Genomic DNA, 20,524 nt, shown 5'->3' on the forward strand with positions numbered 1-20,524 from the left:
ATGAGCCAACGGCAAAAGATCCTGATCGTCGACGATGAGCCAGACATCCGTGAGCTGCTGGAAATCACGCTGGGGCGGATGAAAGTGGACACGCGCAGCGCACGCAACGTCAAGGAAGCTCAGGACTGGCTGGCGCGCGAGCCTTTCGACCTGTGCCTGACCGACATGCGCCTGCCCGACGGCAATGGCCTGGAGCTGGTGCAGCACATCCAGAAGCGTCACAGTCAGGTACCCGTGGCGATGATCACCGCCTACGGCAGCCTCGACACGGCCATCCATGCCCTGAAAGCCGGCGCCTTCGACTTCCTCACCAAACCTGTGGACCTGGGCCGGCTGCGTGAGCTGGTGAGCAGCGCTTTGCGCCTGCACGCGTCACCGCCCACCGAGAACTCCATCGATCATCGGCTGCTGGGCAACTCCCCGCCGATGCAGGCCCTGCGCAAACAGATTGGCAAGCTGGCGCGAAGCCAGGCGCCGATTTACATCAGCGGTGAGTCCGGCAGTGGCAAGGAGCTGGTGGCCCGATTGATCCACGAACAAGGCCCGCGTATCGACAAGCCGTTCGTGCCGGTCAACTGTGGCGCGATTCCCTCTGAGCTGATGGAGAGCGAATTTTTCGGCCATCGCAAAGGCAGCTTCACGGGCGCCCATGAAGACAAGCCGGGGCTGTTTCAGGCCGCCAATGGCGGCACACTGTTTCTCGACGAAGTGGCCGACCTGCCGCTGGCCATGCAAGTGAAGCTGCTGCGCGCCATACAGGAGAAATCCGTGCGCGCCGTGGGTGGCCAGCAAGAACAGGTCGTGGACGTGCGTATCCTCTGCGCCACCCACAAGGACCTCAGCGTCGAAGTCGCTGCGCAACGCTTCCGTCAGGACCTCTACTATCGTCTCAACGTCATCGAACTGCGTGTCCCGCCACTGCGCGAACGCCGGGAGGACATCGAAGAGATTGCCAACAGCGTCCTGCATCGCCTGGCAAAAAACGCGGGCCAGCCTCCTGCTCGGCTCTCGCCCCAAGCTTGGGCAGCGTTAAAAGGCTACCGCTTCCCCGGCAACGTGCGAGAGCTGGAAAACATGCTCGAACGCGCCTACACCCTGTGTGAGAACGAGCAGATCAACGCCGATGACCTGCGCCTTGCCGAGCCGACAAGCACCCCGGACCTGGACGGCCCGAGTCTGGCGGGCATCGACAATCTGGAAAATTATCTGGAAAGCATCGAACGCAAGCTGATCCTCCAGGCTCTGGAAGAAACCCGCTGGAACCGCACGGCAGCGGCCCAACGGCTGAACCTGACGTTCCGCTCGATGCGTTATCGATTGAAGAAACTGGGATTGGAGTAGCGCTGAAAGCCCCGCAAGGGGAAGCACTGCCGGACCGTACACCGTTCGCCAGGGAGCCGCTCCTGGAGTAGAGCATAAGGATGCGCAAGATCCCGCGACGCCACAGGACTTGTGGGAGACGTCGCAGGTTACGACGGCAGCGAATGCAGTACGTCAGCGGCAGAGCCGTTTTTTCTGACACTCTGCACCTGCCAGCGCCTACGATTCTCCGACCCTGGCATCAGGGGCATACGGCGCAGGATCAATAATCGGCGCATCCCCCATCAGCAGATCCGCCAGAAGCTGACACGAGGCCGGGGCCAGCACCAGCCCGTTGCGGAAATGTCCGCAGTTCAACCACAACCCTTCATGCTTGAGCACCGGCCCAATGAACGGAATCCCGTCGGGCGAGCCCGGACGCAGTCCGGCCCAATGCCCCACCACTTCTGCACCTGCCAGCGCCGGAATCAATTCCTCCGCCGAGGCTTTCAGGCTTTCCAGCGCGTTCTCGGTCGGGGTCTTGTCGTAGCCCTCGTATTCAAGGGTGCTGCCCACCAGGATATGACCATCCCGGCGCGGAATCGCGTAGCGGCCTTTGGCGAGGATCATGCTCGGCAGAAAATCCGCCGCGCATTTGTACAGAATCATCTGCCCCTTTACAGGCTCCACCGGCAGTTCGATGCCCAGGTGGCGAAGCAGATCACCACTCCAGGCCCCGGCTGCGAGCACCACGCAGTCACCCAGAATGTCGCCTTCGGCCGTGGTCACACCGATCACCCGCTCCTGGTCACGCACGAAGTCGCTGACTTCACATTGCTCATGAATCGTGACATTCGGCATGGCCTGCAACGCTGCCTTGAGCGACTTGACCAGCCGCGGGTTACGCACGTTGGCGATATCGGCCATGTGCACGGCGCGCGTATACCCCCCGCCCATCACCGGGACGGCCTGATGCACCGCCGAAATGTCCACTGAACGCAAGGGGCGATTGAGCCGCGCAGCCCATTCCAGCGCTTGTACCTCGTCGTCCAGATCCAGCCAATACAAGCCGGTCTTATGGACTTGTGGATCTACTCCCGTGGCATCGAGCAGGCGCTCCGCCAACTGTGGATAAAAATCCTGCGACCAATGCGCGAGTGCCGTCACAGCAGGGCTATAGCGCCACGGATAAAGCGGCGAAACAATGCCCCCGCCCGCCCACGAGGACTCCTGCCCGACGCCTGAGCGATCGAGCAACACCACGCTCTGGACTCTTGCGGCGAGATTGAAAGCAGTCAGCAGCCCGATGACGCCACCGCCGACGATTACCACGTGTTGCCTGGACATGCAGATCCCGATTACCAATAGAAAAATCAACGCCGGCTCAAGCTCAACAAGGTGCAGACAAACCGACTTCATACCGTCGTAAACCTCGCCATGCCACTGGTCCGGCAAATATCCCCGAACATCCACTACATGGCGACTTCGAACCTGAGTAGTATCACCATATTTCAAACGAAAAACGGAATTTCCTCGATGGATTTCAGCTCTGGCGTTACGCGCCCGAATTCGCGTCGCAGCTGGCAGCGTGCTCTTGGGGGCAAGAGCGGCGGTTTTACCTTGATCGAACTGATCGTGGTGGTGGTGATCGTGGGGATTTTTGCGGCGATTGCAATGCCCAGCTTTTCCAGCATGCTGCACCGCAGCAGCGTTCGCGCCGCAGCCGATGAGTTCTACGACTTGCTGCAATACGCGCGGGCCGAGGCAGTGACCCGTGGCACCATCGTCAACATCAATGCCGCTGTGAACACCACCCAAATCGTCGTGGCACTCGGCGCAGGCGGCGGCGGAACCGTGCTGAGACAAGTTGGCAGTAACGGGCTGCAAACCGGCGTGACCATCAACGCCAATGTGAACAGCGTCGACTTCTCGCCCACCGGCACTGCCTCGGTAGGCGCCTGTTTCCAGGTTCTCTATCCAACCGATACCAGCATCGCTTCGCAATACCTTTCATTGCTCAGCAGTGGACGGGTGACCGCGCCCGCCACGACCAAGCCGAGCGGTTGCTGATGAAGACTTTCGCCCCCCGCCAGAATGCTGGTTTCAGCATGATTGAAGTGTTGGTCAGCCTGCTCATCACCGTGATCGGCGTCCTGGGTATGGTGGCCCTGCAAAGCAAGGCGATTCCATACACCCAGGATTCGGTGCAGCGCAATACCGCGATCATGCTGGCCGATGATCTGGTGGAGATCATTCGCACAGCCGGCAGTTGCACCACGGCCAATGGTTGCGTGACAGCCCCAAGCGCGAGCTTCCCAACCAAACCCGCTAGCTGCAACCCCACTCCGGCCACGTTGTCGACCCAGATTGGCTGCTGGGCAGACCAGGCGAGTCGCGCGTTGCCCGGTGCAGATGCTCTCCTCAACAAATCGTTTTACGTCTGCCGAAGCTTGGTGCCGGGCGACGTCACCGCCTCAGCGTGCGGCACATCCAGCACATCGAATACCGAAATAGAGATACAGGTGGCATGGACGGTGAAATCGGCCAGCGAATGCCTGGACAAAGGTCAGGCATCCAATCCGACAGCGAGCTCCACCACCTGCACTTATCGCATTAGAACCAGGGTAAGCGCGCAATGAAACGAATTGCCAAGATGACTACAGTTTGGAGCTCACAACGAGGGCTGTCGCTGATCGAACTGATGGTAGCGATGGTGATCGGCCTGGTGCTGATCCTTGGCGTCACGCAAATTCTTATCAACAATCAGAAGAGCTATCTGTTTCAGCAAGGGCAGGTGGGCAATCAGGAAAACAGCCGGTTTACTCTGGCGGTCTTGAGTCAGGAGCTTTCCAAGGCGGGGTACCGCAGCAAACCGACAACCGCACTGGCACTCGGTGCAGGACAGGGATGCACTTTTCCTGCCGGGACCTCTGTCATCGCCGTATCAGCCACATCGTTGTGCATTCGCTATCAGGCCGCGAACAAGGGTGATGTGAACTGCCAAGGTGGGGCATTGGCAAGTGGCGATCAGAACGCCATCCTCAATCCTTATGCCCAAAGCAACCCGATCGTCGTTGAAAAAATCTGGTTTGATTCAACCAGCAGTTCGATCAGTTGCACGACCGGCACAACGACTCAGCAACTGGTCACCGGAGTCGCCGCATTGAGTTTCGACTTCGGCTCCGGCTCGGCCGACCTGAAGACAGTGACAAGCTTCAGCACAAACCCCACAGGTGCCATTGGCGCGGTGCGCTACACGGTGCTAATGAAGAGTCCCGGCACGGCATCGATAAGGGACTCATCGACAAAGGCATCACCTGCCCTGACCGAGTGGAATAACCGGTTCGGTACTAGCCTGTCCGACAGTAATCAGATTTATCAGATTGTCCAGGGTACGACCATGATCAGGAACCAGATGCAATGAGCCTTTTCGTGGCGAGCCAATCCTTTGCAGCGCCCCGCCATCAGACGGGCGCAACGCTGCTGGTGGCAATCATGATGCTGTTGATCATCACCCTGCTGGCGCTGTCCAGCCTGCGTGGCGTATCACTGGAGTCGCGCATCACCGGTAATCTGAAGCAGCAGAAGACCCTATTCAATGCGGCGGAAGGTGCGTTGCGCATTGGTGAAAGCAGCATCAGCCTGACCAAAGCACCTTCGCTGGACAATGCATGCAATGCCGCATCCTGCTTACGCTGGAAGCTGTCAGACCTGACGGCCACCACCGGCAAAGACACAGTGACGCGCTTCGGGACGGCAGACAACGGCACCAACACTATGAAGCTGACGACCAACTACGACGTCAAGGTTCAGTGGTACGTCGTGGACTTGGGAAATCTGGTGGGTTCGAGCCAAGGCAACTGTGCGGTCATGGGCTGCGGCCCACATCACTACGAAATAAACGCCTGTGCATCGGCGACCAGCTACTGCACCGAGAGCACCGACGCTCAACGCGTCATCCTGCGCACTGTCATTGCACGGTATTACTAATGAACATTCGCCAGTACTGGACCGGCATCAACGCGTCCAATGCCGTCAAACTGGTTGCGGCCTTGCTAACCACATCAATCCTTGCGGTGCCATCTGCCCAGGCAGACGTCAGCCAGGTGCCTGCGCAGGTACCGTTGTTCGTCAACGATTCGGTGCCCCCGCTGAACATGCTGGTCGTAGGCCGCGACCACAAGCTGTTCTTCCCGGCCTACAACGATGCGTCGGACCTTGATAACGACGGGTCGATCGAGATTCGCTACAAGCCTTCGATCACCTACCTGGGCTATTTCGACTCCAACACTTGCTACAGCTACACGGGCTCCTACTTCACCCCGGCGGCTGTAGCAGACAGCAAGAAATGCACAAGCAAAGCTGGCCGCTGGAGTGGTGACTACCTCAACTACCTAACCACCTCTCGCGCCGATGCACTGCGCAAAGTGCTATATGGCGGCTATCGCAGCACAGACACCGCGACCCAGACCATTTTGGAACGGGCCTACATCCCGACTGACGCCCACACCTGGGGCAAGGAATACAACGGTTCAGCCGCCACTGCCGATGGTTATAACCTGTCGGACTACACACCGTTTGCCAACCCCACCGGCAGCAACCGGGCGCTCTTCGCCAACAACACCCAGACTACAGCGGGCGGGCCGTTACTGCGGGTTGTGCCCAGCATTGCCAATCTGCGCATCTATGGCTGGGTCTCTCGGGAGGTCACCCAAGGCGGTGCCAAGGCCAACGATACCTCCTTCAAGGAGGTCGACCTCACCAGCCAGATTCAGGACTTTATCGTTCGCGTGGAGGTCTGCAAGAAAAGCACGGTCATCCCGCTGGAGAGCAACTGCAAGACCTACCCTAACGGCAATAACAAACCTACCGGCATCCTTCACGACTACGGTGAAGGCAATCAGATGTACTTCGGTCTCATGACGGGTACGTATGCCAATAACCTCCAGGGTGGCGCGATTCGCAAGGCGATCAGCAGCTTCGCCAACGAGGTCGACACCTCGACCGGTATCTTCGGCACCGCGAAAACCAGCGGCAACACCACCACCTACACCAAAGGCGCGCTGATCAACACGCTCGACTCGTTGAAGATCGCCAAGACAGCCTGTAGCACCCAAGGCAACTCGATCGATAACGGGACTTGTCAGGACTGGGGCAACCCGCTGGCCGAAATGATGTTTGAGACGATGCGTTATTTCAGCGGGGTGGCCGACACCAAGCAAACCCAGGTGGCTCCTACCACGGCTTACCTTTCAGGCACCGGTGACAGCAACCTCGGGCTTACCGGCCTGACCAGCTGGAGCAACCCATATTCGGCCAGCCCAAATCCGGAGGGCACCACGCCAACCTTTCCAAGCTGCTCGAAGCCGTTCGAAACACTTTTCAGCGATATCAACCCGACCTACGATTCAGATCTGCCCGGTAGTGCCTACACCATTGTCAAAGGGCCAACCACCACTACTGCGTTGAACGACTTTGACGTGGCCACATTCGGCCAGAAGATTTGGACCAATGATGTTGGCTCCGGAGCCAAAAATATTAATATCGGGCAAACCCCAACCAGTGCTGGCAGGAGCACCGCCCCGATTGTCGCCTCGACCTATGATGACCTGGCCCCGACCGCCAAGAGCGCCTCAAGCTTCGGCAACATTCGCGGCCTTCCAGAAGAACCGGCCAAGCAAGGCACATTCAACGCAGGCGCCGTGGCTTACTTCGGTAACACCTACCCTATTACCTCACTGGGCAGTCAGAAGGTTCAGACGTTTTCCATCGCGTTGTCATCGACGTTGCCGCGCATCCAGATGCCCGTCGGCACCGGCACCATCACGCTGCTGCCCTACGGCAAAGTGGTCAATACCAACGGGGTGACCGAACAGATCACTGGCTTTTACATCGATTCGCTGTACAACATGCCCGGCCAGCAGGCCAACACCAACATCAACGGTGGCCGGGCCCAGGCAGTGTTCCGCGTGGTATTCGACGACAGTGGCCAAGGCGGCGACTATGACATGGACGCCATCGTGCTCTATACCGTGTCAGTGGTTAAAACCGGAACGGTAGATACCCTGGATGTCCGGCTGGAAACGGTTTACGCCCAAGCGGGCTATGAATCGCACATGGGCTACACCATTTCCGGTACGACGGCAGATGGCATTTACCTTGAAGTCACCGGTGGCGGCAACGGCAACCTGCACTATGCGCTTGATACGCCTGGTACCCAGATTCCCAACTCCTGTTCGGCAGGCTGCAGCGGCTCCGGCACGCTGCTTCCAGGTATGAAATCGGGCAGCACCGTGGTAAACGGCGCCACCTTCAAAACTCGTAATTTTACGCCGTCCTCTTCACGCTCGGTCACCAACCTGATGGACCCCTTGTGGTACGCCGCGAAATGGGGCGGGTTCGGCGACTCGAGCAACACGACCAGCAGCCTGCCGATAGCCGGGCAGTGGGACTCAAACGTGTCAGGTACGCCGGATAACTACTTTCTGGTGAGCAGCGCGTCTACGCTCAAGGCACAACTGCAGACTGCATTCAGCCAGATCCTGCAAAAGAACACTTCGGTGGCACCGCCTGCCGCCAGCCCGCCGCCACTGTCCTCAAGCACTGCAACGACGACCTACACGGACAGCTTCAACGTCGCGCTATGGAGTGGTGACCTGACCAAGGCCACCGAAAGCTACGACAGCACGACGGGCGTGAAGAGTGCCACGGTCAACTGGAGCGCAGCGGCCGCCATGCCTGCGGCGGGCAGCCGAAACATCAAGATCGCCAACGCTGCCGGCACCGCGCTGGTGGACTTCACTTACGCCAACCTCGCCGGGCGCAGCTACCCGGCAGGGTCTGCCTGGCAGACCACGGCCAGCTCCACGCCGTCCACCGGGCTGACCGCAGACCAGGTCGCGTTCGTGCGCGGAGACCGCTCGCTTGAGGGAAGCACCTTTCGCAGGCGACTTTCGACACTGGGCGATATCGTGAACTCACAACCTGTGGTCGTGGATTCTGCGACCTTCGTCACCTCGATGGCTGACACACTGTCAGGCGCGACAAAATATGCAGCGTTCCAGACCACGGCCAGTAACCGCCGCGCTCAAGTCTACGTCGGCGCCAACGATGGCATGCTTCACGCGTTTGACGTAGCCACGGGCGTCGAGAAGTTCGCTTTCATACCCACGGCGCTGGTTTCAAAGCTAAACGTGCTGACCTCCAAGACTTACAACAGCGACTCGACCCTGCACCGCTTCTTCGTCGATGGCACGCCGGTGGTCTCCGACGTGTACTTCGGCTCGGCATGGCATACGGTGTTGATCGGGACACTGGGAGGGGGCGGCAGCGAGGTCTTCGCACTGGATGTCACCGACCCCAACAATATTTCGCTGCTCTGGGAATTCACGTCAGTCACCGATCCCGACCTGGGCAACACGTTCTCAACGCCCTACATCTCCAAACTGCACTCAGGTGATTGGGGCGTTATTTTCGGCAACGGCTACAACAGTGGCAACGGCGGTACTGCCAGCCTGTTCATTCTCAACGTGGCCACGGGAGCGGTAATCAAGAAGCTCAACACCAGTACCACCGCCAGTTTGGCTGCAGGCGCGAACGGACTTTCGACACCGGTGATCCTTGATGCCGACTCCGACGGTATCGCTGACTATGTGTATGCCGGCGACTTGCAGGGCAACCTCTGGCGTTTCGACTTGATCAACCCAGGCTCATTGACGGCCACCGCAACTGCTGCCAACTATGCAGTGTCCTTCGCCGGCAAGCCGCTTTATACCGCCGCAGCGCCGACAGCTGGGGCTGCTGCCCAGTCGATTACCACGCCCCCGGTTGTTTTTCCACACCCCACGGGGACTGGCACCTTGGTGATTTTCGGCACGGGTCGATACTTTACCTCTGCTGATAAATCAAGCACCGACCTTCAATCCCTTTATGGCATCTGGGACCCACTAACCCAGGGGCAAACAGCTTCTACACCTGCTGGAACCACCCAGCTGACCTCCCTGGGCCGCGCCAATCTCCAGGCCCAGACGCTGTCTACAGTCGCCGGTACGCTTGGCACCAGTACGGGGCTTAGGACCGTCACCACCAATGCGGTTGACTGGGCGAGCAAATATGGCTGGTATCTGGACCTGAAAACCAGCGCCACGCTGACCGGTGAACGCATGGTCGATTTGCTGGACATCCAGGGCAGTGTGTTATTCGTGGCAACGCGTACGCCGATTACCGGTGTTTGCGAAGCCGGGATCCAGGGCAAGCGGCTGGGGCTTGATCCCAACACTGGCGGTGCTACGACCTTCTCGATCTTCGACTTCAGCCGCAACGGAGTCATTGGCAGCGAAGATACCTTGTCGGGTGCCATTGTCAGCGGCTTCGACTCTGCAGCAGGTGGATTTGCCGTGGTCGCAGGTAATGGGCCATCTGGACTCTCAACCATGTACAACAGCGACGGCACCAACAGCAGCATGAACGTATTTACCGGTTTCCAGTACAACGGCCGCCAGACCTGGCGAGTGATTCCATGACCTTGAGAGATCGGCAGAAGATGCGATATTTAAAAACAGACGAGCACGGCTTCACCCTGATAGAGCTGATGATCACCGTAGCGATCGTCGCGATTCTTGCAGCCATTGCTTATCCGTCCTACACCAAGTACGTGCAGCGTGGGTATCGCTCAGAAGGGATCGCGATGCTCAGTGATGCGGTGGCACGAATGGAGCGCTATTACGCGCAGAACAATACGTATGTGGGTGCTACGCTGTCGACACTCGGCCTTAGCACTGACAGCAAAGTCACAACGCTTAGCTCTGCTAACAGCAAATACACGTTGAGTTTTTCAGGGACACCCGGCGCCACCACCTACACGCTACAAGTCGTTCCGCAAGACAGTCAGGCCAAAGACACCTGCGGCACTATGACGATCAATCAGGCCGGCGCTAAAACGCCTACCACAGCGGAATGCTGGAGGTAAGGATCAATCAGCGCCCCCAACACCCCTGCACACTGGCATCGCCCGACATCCCTTGGTTGTCGCGCCTGCCAGTGTTCTCCAGCACGAACGCGCCGCACTTGTCCCCGCTCATCAACGTGCCGCCAATCGGCATTGCTTTAAGCACGAACATCTGCTCGGAACGCTTGGCCTCAATTACATAAAACCCGTTGCCCTCGGACACTGCGTGCTCGCGAGCAGGAGGCCCTGTCACGTCCGAATACTGCCCGGCACGGGAATGGAACCGCTCAAGCTTGTGCGCTTCTTCGACCAGGACGGCCGCGATTTGCGAGCGCCGGATCTTGCGGGTGTGTTCGGTGTAGGTCGGGTAAGCGACAGCGGCGAGGATCGCGATGATGGCGACCGCGATCAGCAATTCAATCAGCGTGAAACCTCGTTCTGTCATCCGCCCTGCCCTCACCGCCGTTGTCGCCACAAGATTCGGCGCTCGCCGGTGTGAATGCTCTCGAGCACGGTGCGCGACGTACCCTGAACACCGATGGCGGTCACCCGATACAGCTTTTGTGGCTGGGGTTGGTCCGGTGCGGCGGCAGGGTCTTCGGTTTCGCCAAGGTACTGAATACCGAAGAACCCACCGTTGCTCGCCAGCCAGTTCACCCCGGATGCCCGCCCCCTGCCGCCAGCGGTGAGGCTCAGGGCTTCTGGCGGCGGAAGGCACGTGACGGGCGTCGAGCACCGGGAATGTGAAAAGCCTGGCATGAGCACTTCGGTTTCTGCGGTTCGCAGCACGGTCTCGGCCAGTTGAAAGGAGGCATCGCGCAGTACCAGGCCGCCTGCCGCTTTCTCCTGAAGCGTCGCGTTCTGCATGGACGAGGTCGCCAGCAGCGTCAGAAGCATGAGAAACACCAGGCTGACAATCAGTACCGCTCCACGCTGGGTCTTCATTCGCCACTCCTCAACCTACCCGATTACGCAGGCTGCCCACGACGCTGAAGGACCGCTCCCGCGTACGGTCTGCGGGATCGAACAGCGTCAATGTCACACGTAAGCTTCGAATCAGTTGTGGCTCCGGTTGGGCGGTATAGCGCGCAATACTCGGGGCTTGGATTGAGTCAGCCACGCCAAACAGCACACCGAATGCGCGCACATTGCTGAGCAACGGCTGGCCGTCGAGGGTCAGCTCGCCTCGCTGTTCGTTGAATCGATAGACCTGCCGCTGAACAGCAATCGCAAATTCGCCAGGCCCCAATGACGGCGCGCGCCCGCGAGACCACGCCGTGGCCGATTTCGCGCAATCGGTATGGATGACCCAGTTGTGCCAGGACTTGTCCGTGCCAACGGCAGCGGTCGTCAGGATCAGGCTTTTCTGACGGGCATCCCACTGCACCGGCGCTTGGGATGCGGAGGAAAAACCTGCGTCAAGACTGACGTCACGCACGCTGCCCAGGCAACCGAACATACCCACCAGACGCACTTCCTGAATCATCTTGGTCAGTACAAACCGCGCATCTTCCTGCAGGCTGGCGGATGACGTCTGACTCAGCCAGGTGCTTTTGGCGGTGATGAAAATCTGCGTCAGCGCCAGGGACATCACCAGACCGAGAACCAGCGCCAGTAAGGTCTCAACCAGGGCGAAGCCTCTGTTGTGCCGAGTTGTCATGGGTGGGCACCTCGCTCGGGCGTGGTCACACTGGTCAAGGTCATGGTCTGTCTCGCAGCGCCCTGGCCTTGTGCCCGCGAGTCATTCCAGTCCAGCGTGACCGTCACCCTGGCCCCACTTATCGCGATGGACGCCTTGGCATCGTCGCCCACCGTGCGCCGCAGTTGATCGGCAAAATCGAAAAGGTCTTGATCGCGGGGAATCTCAGGGTTGCCGGAGGTGGGGGCATGACTCAGCTCAACCAGGGCGTAGTTCGCTTGGGGGTTGGCGCGGATCCGTTCGAGCAGGTCATGAACGATGAAACTGACCTGAGTGCTGCGCATCGCGCTGTCGGTGTGCTTCAGCGCATTGAGCTGCAACGTCGCCACGCCCAGCACGCCGACGGATAACACCAGCAGCGCCACCAGCACCTCGATCAGTGTCACCCCTGCCTGTGCTGATCCCGTCGCCATCGAACACCTCTGCCAAGTCATGTGCAGAGACATTGAAGCCGATACTTCGTGGCCTGCCTGACAGGTGTGTAACGGCTGCTTGCGGACACATCGACTGACAATCCTCGGCCTTGTCAGTGGCCTTGGATGAGCGTTTGCTTGAGCAGGGTGTGGTGTGGGAGAGACAAGGTGAAGCAGACAGGGCTAACACTGCTGGAGCTGCTGATCGTGCTGGTATTGATCGCCGTTACTGCCACGCTGGCCGCCCCCGCCTTTGGGACGCTGATCGAATCGCAACGGCGTCAGGACACCGCCCAACAACTGGTCAGCGGTTTGCGGCTGGCCCGCGTCGAGGCGATTCTACGCAGCCAACCCGTCATCGTGCAGGCGCAGGAAGGCGACTGGAGTCAGGGCTGGCACGTATTCGTCGATATCAATCGCAATCAGTTCCGGGACGAAGATGAACCGATACTGGCCGAACGCAGTGGCCACCAGAACGTGAGGGTGGTCGGCAATAGACGGGTGGCGATGCGCATTGGCTTCGATAACACCGGCAGGCTGCTCAACAATGCCAATGGCACACTGGCGGTCTGCCTGAAAGACTCACCCGTCAGTCGCTACCAGATTGCGATTGCCGTAACGGGTCGGGTGACGCTTCGCAGCAGCGGTTTCACAACCGAGCCTTGTTCATGAAGCAGACGTCAGAAAACGGCTTACAGGATCGACTTGACCCGCAGCTCCTTGGGCATCGAGAAGGTGATGTTTTCCTCGCGACCCGCCAGCTCGTCTGCGCCGGTTGCGCCCCAGGCCTGCAACTGTTCAATGACGCCACGCACCAGCACTTCGGGAGCCGATGCGCCTGCGGTGATGCCGATACGCTGCACGCCGTCGAACCAGTTGCGCTGCATGTCTTCTGCGCCATCGATCAGATACGCCGGAGTGGCCATGCGCTCGGCCAGCTCGCGCAGACGATTGGAGTTGGAGCTGTTCGGGCTGCCGACCACCAGCACCACGTCGCACTCATCGGCCAGTTGCTTGACCGCATCCTGACGGTTTTGCGTGGCGTAGCAGATGTCGTCCTTGCGCGGGCCGCCGATGGATGGAAAACGCGTGCGCAGCGCGTCGATCACACGACTGGTGTCGTCCATGGACAGCGTCGTCTGCGTCACGAAAGCCAGCTTTTCAGGATTGCGCACCAACAGGTTGGCGACGTCATCTTCATCTTCTACCAGATAGATGGCACCGCCATTGCTGGCATCGTACTGCCCCATCGTGCCTTCGACTTCCGGGTGCCCCTCGTGACCGATGAGGATGCACTCGCGTCCATCGCGGCTGTAGCGGGCGACTTCGATGTGGACCTTGGTCACCAGCGGGCAGGTCGCGTCGAACACTTTCAGGCCGCGACCGGCCGCCTCGGTACGCACGGCTTGAGAGACGCCATGAGCACTGAAGATGACGATGACGTCGTCGGGCACCTGATCCAGTTCTTCGACGAAGATCGCACCCCGGCTGCGCAGGTCTTCGACGACGAATTTGTTATGAACCACTTCATGGCGCACGTAGATCGGCGGGCCAAACACTTCCAGCGCGCGATTGACGATTTCGATCGCACGGTCCACCCCGGCGCAGAAGCCACGTGGGTTGGCGAGTTTGATTTGCATGATGGGCCTCGTGTCTACGCGCAATGAAACATAAAAACGAAAAGGCCCCGAGCCATGTCGGGGCCACAGGCGGTCTGATTGCTCAGAGCGCCTTGACCTCGAAGATTTCCACTTCGAAGGTCAACGTTTTACCGGACAGCGGATGGTTGAAGTCGACGGTCACCTGTTCCTCGTCGAACGCCTTGACCACACCCGGAAGCTCGGTATTGGCCGCATCGTTGAAGATCACCAGCAGCCCCTCGGCCAGTTCCATGTTCTGAAACTGCGAGCGCGGCATGATCTGCAAATTTTGCGGATTGGGCTGACCAAAGGCGTTTTCCGGCGGCACTTCAACCCTGCGCTTATCGCCGGCCTTGAAGCCGAAAATCAGCGCCTCGAAACCTGGTAACAGACTGCCATCACCGACCTTGAACGTGGCCGGAGCCTTGTCGAAGGTGCTGTCGACGGTGTCGCCATTTTCCAGATACAGGGCGAAATGCAGGGTGACTTCCGTGTTCTGACCGATGCGTGTTTCTTGGGCAGCGTGTTCAGTCATGAACGGGCTCTCCGGTTTTCTTGCTCTTGAACATGTCCAGAGCCAGCATGATCGCGCCTACAGTGATTGCACTGTCGGCAAAGTTGAAGGCCGGGAAGTACCAGCGAGTGTCCCAGTGCACCAGAACAAAGTCGATTACGTGGCCAATGGCGATGCGGTCGTAAAGGTTACCAAGCGCGCCGCCCAGCACCAAAGCCAGCGCGACGGCCAGCCAGGTTTCGTCACGCCCCAGACGCTTGAGCCAGATCACCAGCACCGCACTGACCACTACAGCAATCAATGCGAACAGCCAGCGCTGCCACCCGGAACCATCAGCAAGAAAGCTGAAAGCAGCTCCGGTGTTATAGGCCAATACCCAGCTAAAGTAGTCGGGGATCACCACTATCTGCTCATACAGGTCAAGACGGTGCTCGAAGTAGAACTTGCTGGCCTGGTCAATGACCAGGACCAGCACGCTCAACCACAGCCAGCTTAAACGGCCCATACGGCCAGCCGACGCATTACGCATAGTGACGAACCTCGCCAGCGCCGCTGATGTTGTCCACACAGCGACCGCAGATTTCCGGATGCTCGGCGTGAACCCCAACGTCCTCGCGGAAATGCCAGCAACGGGCACACTTGGTGTAACCGGACTTGACCACCTTGAGCTTCAAGCCCGCCACTTCAGTGACAACGGCATCGGCAGGGGCGCTGACGAACGGCGCAACGCTGGCCTTGGAGGTAATCAGCACGAAGCGCAGTTCATCACCCAGCTTGTTCAGATCAATGGTCAGATCGTCTTCGGCGTAAAGCGTCACTTCGGCCTGCAGGTTACCGCCGATGGCTTTCGCCGCACGCTGGTTCTCCAGCTCCTTGTTGACCGCCGTCTTGACCGCCATGACCCGTTCCCAATAAGCACGGTCCAGCTCGAAGCCTTCAGGCAACTCGCTCAGGCCTTCATACCAGGTGTTGAGCATGACCGACTCGTTACGCTCGCCCGGCATGTACTGCCACAGCTCGTCGGCGGTGAATGCCAGGATTGGAGCGATCCAGCGCACCAGCGCTTCGCAGATGTGGAACAGCGCGGTCTGGCAGGAGCGGCGAGCCTTGCTGTTGGCCCCGGTGGTGTACTGGCGGTCCTTGATGATGTCCAGATAGAAACCGCCCAGCTCCTGCACGCAGAAGTTGTGCACTTTCGAATAGACGTTCCAGAAACGGTATTCGCCGTAGTGCTCTTCCAGCTCGCGCTGTAGCAGCAGCGCACGGTCAACGGCCCAACGGTCCAGTGCCAGCATTTCATCGGCAGGCAGGATATCGGTGGCCGGGTTAAAGCCGGTCAGGTTGGAAAGCAAAAAGCGCGCGGTATTACGGATCCGACGGTATGCATCGGCACTGCGCTGCAGGATGGTTTCCGAAACCGCCATCTCGCCCGAGTAGTCCGTGGCGGAAACCCACAAACGCATGATGTCCGCGCCCAGGGTGTCGTTGACCTTCTGCGGCGCAATCACGTTGCCCAGCGACTTGGACATCTTGCGGCCGTTCTCGTCCACGGTAAAACCGTGAGTCAGCAGTTGGCGATACGGCGCGTGATTGTCGATGGCGCAACCGGTCAGCAGCGATGAGTGGAACCAGCCACGGTGTTGGTCCGAACCTTCCAGGTACAGGTCGGCGCGTGGCCCGGTTTCGTGGCCCATCGGGTGCGAACCGCGCAAGACGTGCCAGTGAGTGGTGCCCGAGTCGAACCAGACGTCCAACGTGTCGGAAATCTTGTCGTATTGCGACGCTTCATCGCCCAGCAACTCGGCAGCGTCCATCTCGAACCAGGCCTCGATGCCTGCATTCTCGACGCGCTTGGCGACCGCCTCCATCAGCTCGACAGTGCGTGGGTGCAGTTCGCCGGTTTCCTTGTTCAGGAAGAACGGGATCGGCACGCCCCAGTTACGCTGACGGGAAATGCACCAGTCAGGACGGGTAGCGATCATCGAATGCAGACGCGCCTGCCCCCAGGCCGGTACGAATCGGGTCTGTTCGATGGCGTTGATTGCGCGGGTACGCAAGGTGTCGCCCGACACCGGCTGCTTGTCCATGCCGACGAACCACTGCGCGGTGGCGCGGTAGATCAGCGGCGTCTTGTGACGCCAGCAATGCATGTAGCTGTGGGTGATGACTTCGGTGTGCAGCAGCGCGCCGACTTCGGTCAGCTTGTCGATGATGGGCTGGTTGACCTTGAAGATGAACTGGCCACCAAAGAACTCCAGCGACGGCACGTACACGCCGTTACTTTGCACCGGGCTAATGATGTCGTCGTTGGCCAGGCCATAGCTTTTGCAGATCACGAAGTCATCGACGCCATAGGCTGGCGAGCAATGGACAACACCGGTACCCGCGCCCAGCTCGACATAGTCAGCCAGATAAATCGGCGACGGGCGATCATAGAACGGATGACGGAAGTTGATCAGTTCCAGTGCCGCACCGGGCGCGGTCGCCAACACCGAACCTTCGAGGTTCCAGCGCTTGAGGCAGCCTTCGACCAGCTCTTCAGCCAGTACCAACAATTTTTCGCCTGTGTCGACCAGCGCGTAGTTGAATTCCGGGTGAACGTTGAGCGCCTGGTTGGCCGGGATGGTCCACGGGGTGGTGGTCCAGATCACGATGGCAGCAGGTTTGCTCAGGCTCGGCAGGCCGAAGGCAGCGGCGAGCTTGTCGGCATCGGCAACCGGGAAGGCCACATCGATGGTCGACGACTTCTTGTCCTGATATTCGACTTCTGCCTCAGCAAGTGCCGAGCCGCAATCGAAACACCAGTTGACCGGCTTGAGGCCTTTGAATACGAAACCGTTCTTGACCAGTTCCGCCAGCGCACGGATTTCTCCGGCTTCGTTGGCGAAATCCATGGTGCGATACGGATTGTCCCAGTCGCCGAGTACGCCCAGACGAATGAACTCGGCCTTCTGGCCCTCGATCTGCTCGGCGGCATAGGCACGGCACAGCTCGCGGGTCTTGTCTGCGGGCAGGTTCTTGCCGTGGGTCACCTCGACCTTGTGCTCGATCGGCAGGCCGTGGCAGTCCCAACCCGGAACATAAGGCGCGTCGAAACCCGACAGGGTTTTCGACCGGACTATCATGTCCTTGAGAATCTTGTTGAGCGCATGACCGATGTGAATAGTGCCGTTGGCATAGGGAGGACCGTCGTGCAGAACGAACTTCGGACGATCCTTGCCAATTTCCCGCAGCTTCTGGTACAGGCCAATGCTGTCCCAGCGCTGCAGAGTTTGCGGCTCGCGCTGGGGCAGGCCGGCCTTCATAGGGAAGGCGGTGTCCGGAAGATTAAGCGTGGCTTTGTAATCGGTCATTTCAGGCTCTAGGTTAGCGGTTGACCATGCCCCAATGGGCACGGGCGGCAGCGACATCCGCATCGATCGCCGTCTTAAGCGCCTCAAGTGAGGCAAAACGCTGCTCATCGCGCAGCTTTTGGTGGAAGACCACCGTCAAACGCCGGCCATAGATATCACCGGCAAAATCCAGAAGATGTATTTCAAGGTGAGGACGTCCATCCCCCGCCACGGTCGGTCGCACACCAATATTGGCGACACCCGGCCAGACCTTGCCATCGAGCTGGGCACTGACCAGATAAACCCCGGTCAACGGCACGCGACGACGCTTGAGCTGCACGTTGGCAGTGGGCGTACCCAGCTGACGCGCCAGCTTCTGGCCATGCAGGACACGGCCGCAGATTTCGAAGGGCCTGCCCAGCAGGTCTTCGGCAAGCGCAAAGTCAGCTGCTGCCAAGGCGTTTCTGACCTTGGTGCTGCTGACGCGTACGCCGTCGATTTGTACGGTCTGCGCGGCTTCGACGGTGAAGCCTTTTTCGGCGCCGACCTTTTGCAGGAAGTCGAAATCCCCGATCCGGTCACAACCGAAACGGAAGTCGTCACCGACCTCCAGATGCTTCACGCCAAGCCCATCGATCAAAACAGTGTCGACAAATTCGGTCGCACGCAGCTTGCTCAAGCGTTGATTAAACGTCAGGCAAAGCACCAGATCGACACCCTCGGCAGCCAGCAGATCGACCTTGTCACGCAGACGGGCCAGGCGCGCAGGCGCTGTTTTCGGTGCGAAAAACTCGCGCGGCTGCGGCTCGAAAATCACCACGCAGCTGGGCAGGCCCAACTCCACGGCACGCTCGCGCAGTCGCTTCAGGATAGCCTGGTGACCACGATGAACGCCGTCGAAATTGCCAATGGTGGCGACGCAGCCCCAATGCTGGGGGCGTAGGTTGTGAAGGCCTCGAACCAGCTGCATAACGCGCTTCTTGCTCATAAAGTGGCCGATTATAACCACACACCGCCTTCAACGACAGGCGACACATCCAGGCAAACTGCAACAATCGGCATTAACCGGCAAAAACCGACGATTGATCCTACATGATCGCTTTGCGGGCGAAATGCTTGAGACGGAACCCCAGCAGCAGCAACATGCCGAAATAGGCCACCACCCCCGCCGCCACCAGCCCACCGAGCCGGATGAAACGTTCGAACATCTGTCCGTCGGACCAAGCCGGCATGAAGTGCATCAGCGCCAACAGCACAGCGCACATGACCGAAACGGCTAAGACAAGTTTGGTCAGGAATACCGGCCAGCCAGGTTGCGGCTGGTAGAGATCCTGACGCCGCAATTGCCAGAACAACAGCAAAGCATTCAGACATGCGCCCATGCTGATCGCCAACGCCAGCCCCGCATGCGCCAGCTGCACGCCATAAACGAACAGCACGTTGAACAGTTGAGTCACTATGAGGGTGAAGATGGCGATTTTCACCGGGGTACGAATATTTTGTTGAGCGTAGAAGCCCGGTGCCAGCACCTTGATCACGATGATCCCCAACAGTCCAACCGAATAGCCGATCAACGCGCGTTGGGTCATCGCCGCGTCTGTGCCATCGAACTTGCCGTACTGGAACAGTGAAACAGTCAACGGCTCGGCCAGCAGTCCGAGGGCCAGCGTACACGGCAGGACCAGTACGAAACACAACCGCAGGCCCCAATCAAGAATCCGCGAATACTCCTGGCGATCCTTGCTGGCGTAGGTCTTGGAGAGAATCGGCAGCAGAATCGTCCCCAGCGCGACGCCCAGCACACCTGAAGGCAACTCCATCAGGCGGTCGGCGTAGTACATCCACGACACCGAACCTGCCACCAGAAACGAGGCGAAAATGGTGTTGATGATCAGGGAAATCTGACTGACCGAGACGCCGAGTATCGCTGGCAGCATCTGTTTCATCACCCGCCAGACACCGGTGTCGCGCAGATTCAGGCGTGGCAAAACCAGCATGCCGATTTTCTTCAGGTGCGGCAGTTGGTACAGCAATTGCAGCAAACCGCCCGCCAGCACCGCCCAGCCCAGCGCCATCACGGGTGGGTGAAAATACGGCGTCAGGAACAGAGCGAAGAAAATCATCGCCAGATTGAGCAACGTCGGCACGAACGCCGGCACGGAAAAACGGTTCCAGGTATTGAGGATGGCGCCGGCCAGGGAGGACAGGGAGATCAGCAATATATAAGGAAAGGTCACACGCAATAGATCGGAAGTCAGCTGGAATTTTTCCGGTGTATCGGCGAACCCCGGCGCGGTGGCCCAGATCACCCAGGGCGCGAAAATGATGCCCAATACCGTGACCAGCGCCAGCGCCAGGGTCAGCAGGCCGGTGACATAAGCGACAAACGTGCGGGTCGCCTCCTCGCCCTGCTGACTTTTATATTCGGCAAGGATCGGCACGAACGCCTGAGAGAACGCGCCCTCGGCAAAAATCCGACGCAGCAGGTTCGGCAATTTGAAGGCGATGAAGAAGGCATCCGTTGCCATTCCTGCCCCGAATGCGCGGGCAATGATGGTATCGCGGATAAAGCCCAGAACCCGCGAAAGCATCGTGATAGAGCTGACGGCGGCAAGCGATTTGAGGAGATTCATCTAAAGGTTACGCACCCGAGCAAAGGAAGCGCCAAAGCGTCTTCCAT

Annotated in this window: 19 protein-coding genes; 8 read left to right on the top strand and 11 right to left on the bottom strand. The window is 59.3% G+C overall.

The window, feature by feature from the left end:
• The gene (locus EC915_RS12075; RefSeq protein WP_133750764.1) at window positions 1–1,341 is read left to right on the top strand and encodes a sigma-54 dependent transcriptional regulator; all 1,341 of its coding nucleotides are present in this window, start codon (window positions 1–3) and stop codon (window positions 1,339–1,341) included.
• A 198-nt stretch (window positions 1,342–1,539) separates the two neighbouring features.
• Here the strand turns inward: EC915_RS12075 and thiO are convergent, their stop codons facing one another.
• On the bottom strand, window positions 1,540–2,646 hold the full coding sequence (gene thiO, locus EC915_RS12080; protein ID WP_133750765.1) for a glycine oxidase ThiO: 1,107 nt from the start codon (window positions 2,644–2,646) through the stop codon (window positions 1,540–1,542).
• Between the two features lie 189 nt (window positions 2,647–2,835).
• Here thiO and EC915_RS12085 point away from each other — a divergent pair, with 189 nt between their 5' ends.
• From EC915_RS12085 to EC915_RS12110, 6 genes are read left to right on the top strand one after another with little or no spacing between them, the layout of a single operon-like run.
• Window positions 2,836–3,369 (top strand): GspH/FimT family pseudopilin, encoded by a 534-nt coding sequence (locus EC915_RS12085; protein ID WP_166650974.1) that lies wholly within the window; start codon window positions 2,836–2,838, stop codon window positions 3,367–3,369.
• Window positions 3,369–3,938 carry a type IV pilus modification protein PilV gene (gene pilV / locus EC915_RS12090; RefSeq protein ID WP_133750767.1) on the top strand — a complete coding sequence of 190 codons (570 nt, stop codon included), beginning with the start codon at window positions 3,369–3,371 and terminating at the stop codon, window positions 3,936–3,938. Before EC915_RS12085 ends, pilV (EC915_RS12090) begins: the two co-directional genes overlap by 1 nt.
• The gene (locus tag EC915_RS12095; RefSeq protein ID WP_133750768.1) at window positions 3,935–4,723 is read left to right on the top strand and encodes a PilW family protein; all 789 of its coding nucleotides are present in this window, start codon (window positions 3,935–3,937) and stop codon (window positions 4,721–4,723) included. Before pilV (EC915_RS12090) ends, EC915_RS12095 begins: the two co-directional genes overlap by 4 nt.
• Complete coding sequence (locus tag EC915_RS12100) at window positions 4,720–5,289, top strand: PilX N-terminal domain-containing pilus assembly protein (RefSeq protein ID WP_133750769.1); 570 nt, start codon at window positions 4,720–4,722, stop codon at window positions 5,287–5,289. Before EC915_RS12095 ends, EC915_RS12100 begins: the two co-directional genes overlap by 4 nt.
• Window positions 5,289–9,821 (top strand): pilus assembly protein, encoded by a 4,533-nt coding sequence (locus EC915_RS12105; protein ID WP_133750770.1) that lies wholly within the window; start codon window positions 5,289–5,291, stop codon window positions 9,819–9,821. Before EC915_RS12100 ends, EC915_RS12105 begins: the two co-directional genes overlap by 1 nt.
• Complete coding sequence (locus tag EC915_RS12110) at window positions 9,818–10,267, top strand: type IV pilin protein (protein WP_305955397.1); 450 nt, start codon at window positions 9,818–9,820, stop codon at window positions 10,265–10,267. Before EC915_RS12105 ends, EC915_RS12110 begins: the two co-directional genes overlap by 4 nt.
• A 7-nt stretch (window positions 10,268–10,274) precedes the next feature.
• Here EC915_RS12110 and EC915_RS12115 read toward each other — a convergent pair whose 3' ends face one another.
• The 4 genes from EC915_RS12115 to pilV (EC915_RS12130) are packed head-to-tail and all read right to left on the bottom strand — an operon-like array spanning window position 10,275 to window position 12,358.
• Window positions 10,275–10,691 carry a type IV pilin protein gene (locus tag EC915_RS12115; protein WP_133750771.1) on the bottom strand — a complete coding sequence of 139 codons (417 nt, stop codon included), beginning with the start codon at window positions 10,689–10,691 and terminating at the stop codon, window positions 10,275–10,277.
• A gap of 11 nt (window positions 10,692–10,702) precedes the next feature.
• On the bottom strand, window positions 10,703–11,191 hold the full coding sequence (locus EC915_RS12120) for a PilX N-terminal domain-containing pilus assembly protein (RefSeq protein ID WP_133750772.1): 489 nt from the start codon (window positions 11,189–11,191) through the stop codon (window positions 10,703–10,705).
• Between the two features lie 10 nt (window positions 11,192–11,201).
• On the bottom strand, window positions 11,202–11,906 hold the full coding sequence (locus tag EC915_RS12125; protein ID WP_133750773.1) for a PilW family protein: 705 nt from the start codon (window positions 11,904–11,906) through the stop codon (window positions 11,202–11,204).
• Window positions 11,903–12,358, bottom strand: a complete 456-nt coding sequence (pilV, locus tag EC915_RS12130) for a type IV pilus modification protein PilV (protein WP_256658719.1) — start codon at window positions 12,356–12,358, stop codon at window positions 11,903–11,905. Before pilV (EC915_RS12130) ends, EC915_RS12125 begins: the two co-directional genes overlap by 4 nt.
• Before the next feature lie 168 nt (window positions 12,359–12,526).
• Here pilV (EC915_RS12130) and EC915_RS12135 point away from each other — a divergent pair, with 168 nt between their 5' ends.
• Window positions 12,527–13,030, top strand: a complete 504-nt coding sequence (locus tag EC915_RS12135) for a GspH/FimT family protein (RefSeq protein WP_133750775.1) — start codon at window positions 12,527–12,529, stop codon at window positions 13,028–13,030.
• A 20-nt stretch (window positions 13,031–13,050) separates the two neighbouring features.
• On the opposite strand, the gene ispH is transcribed toward EC915_RS12135, so the two are convergent.
• From ispH to murJ, 6 genes are all read right to left on the bottom strand, one after another.
• Entirely contained in the window at window positions 13,051–13,998 is a 948-nt protein-coding gene (ispH, locus tag EC915_RS12140) for a 4-hydroxy-3-methylbut-2-enyl diphosphate reductase (RefSeq protein WP_133750776.1), read from the bottom strand.
• Window positions 13,999–14,080: 82 nt separating this feature from the next.
• Complete coding sequence (locus EC915_RS12145) at window positions 14,081–14,533, bottom strand: peptidylprolyl isomerase (protein WP_133750777.1); 453 nt, start codon at window positions 14,531–14,533, stop codon at window positions 14,081–14,083.
• Window positions 14,526–15,041: a signal peptidase II gene (gene lspA, locus EC915_RS12150; protein WP_133750778.1), complete on the bottom strand. Its 516-nt coding sequence runs from the start codon at window positions 15,039–15,041 to the stop codon at window positions 14,526–14,528. The genes EC915_RS12145 and lspA overlap by 8 nt, the downstream gene beginning before the upstream one ends.
• Window positions 15,034–17,865, bottom strand: a complete 2,832-nt coding sequence (gene ileS, locus EC915_RS12155) for an isoleucine--tRNA ligase (RefSeq protein ID WP_133750779.1) — start codon at window positions 17,863–17,865, stop codon at window positions 15,034–15,036. Before ileS ends, lspA begins: the two co-directional genes overlap by 8 nt.
• A 13-nt stretch (window positions 17,866–17,878) precedes the next feature.
• Window positions 17,879–18,814, bottom strand: coding sequence for a bifunctional riboflavin kinase/FAD synthetase (gene ribF / locus EC915_RS12160; RefSeq protein WP_133750780.1), 936 nt, complete (start codon window positions 18,812–18,814; stop codon window positions 17,879–17,881).
• 118 nt (window positions 18,815–18,932) lie between these two features.
• The gene (murJ, locus tag EC915_RS12165) at window positions 18,933–20,477 is read right to left on the bottom strand and encodes a murein biosynthesis integral membrane protein MurJ (protein ID WP_133750781.1); all 1,545 of its coding nucleotides are present in this window, start codon (window positions 20,475–20,477) and stop codon (window positions 18,933–18,935) included.
• Window positions 20,478–20,524: the final 47 nt, after the last annotated feature.

This window comes from Pseudomonas sp. LP_7_YM (assembly GCF_004364435.1).
Lineage (GTDB): Bacteria > Pseudomonadota > Gammaproteobacteria > Pseudomonadales > Pseudomonadaceae > Aquipseudomonas.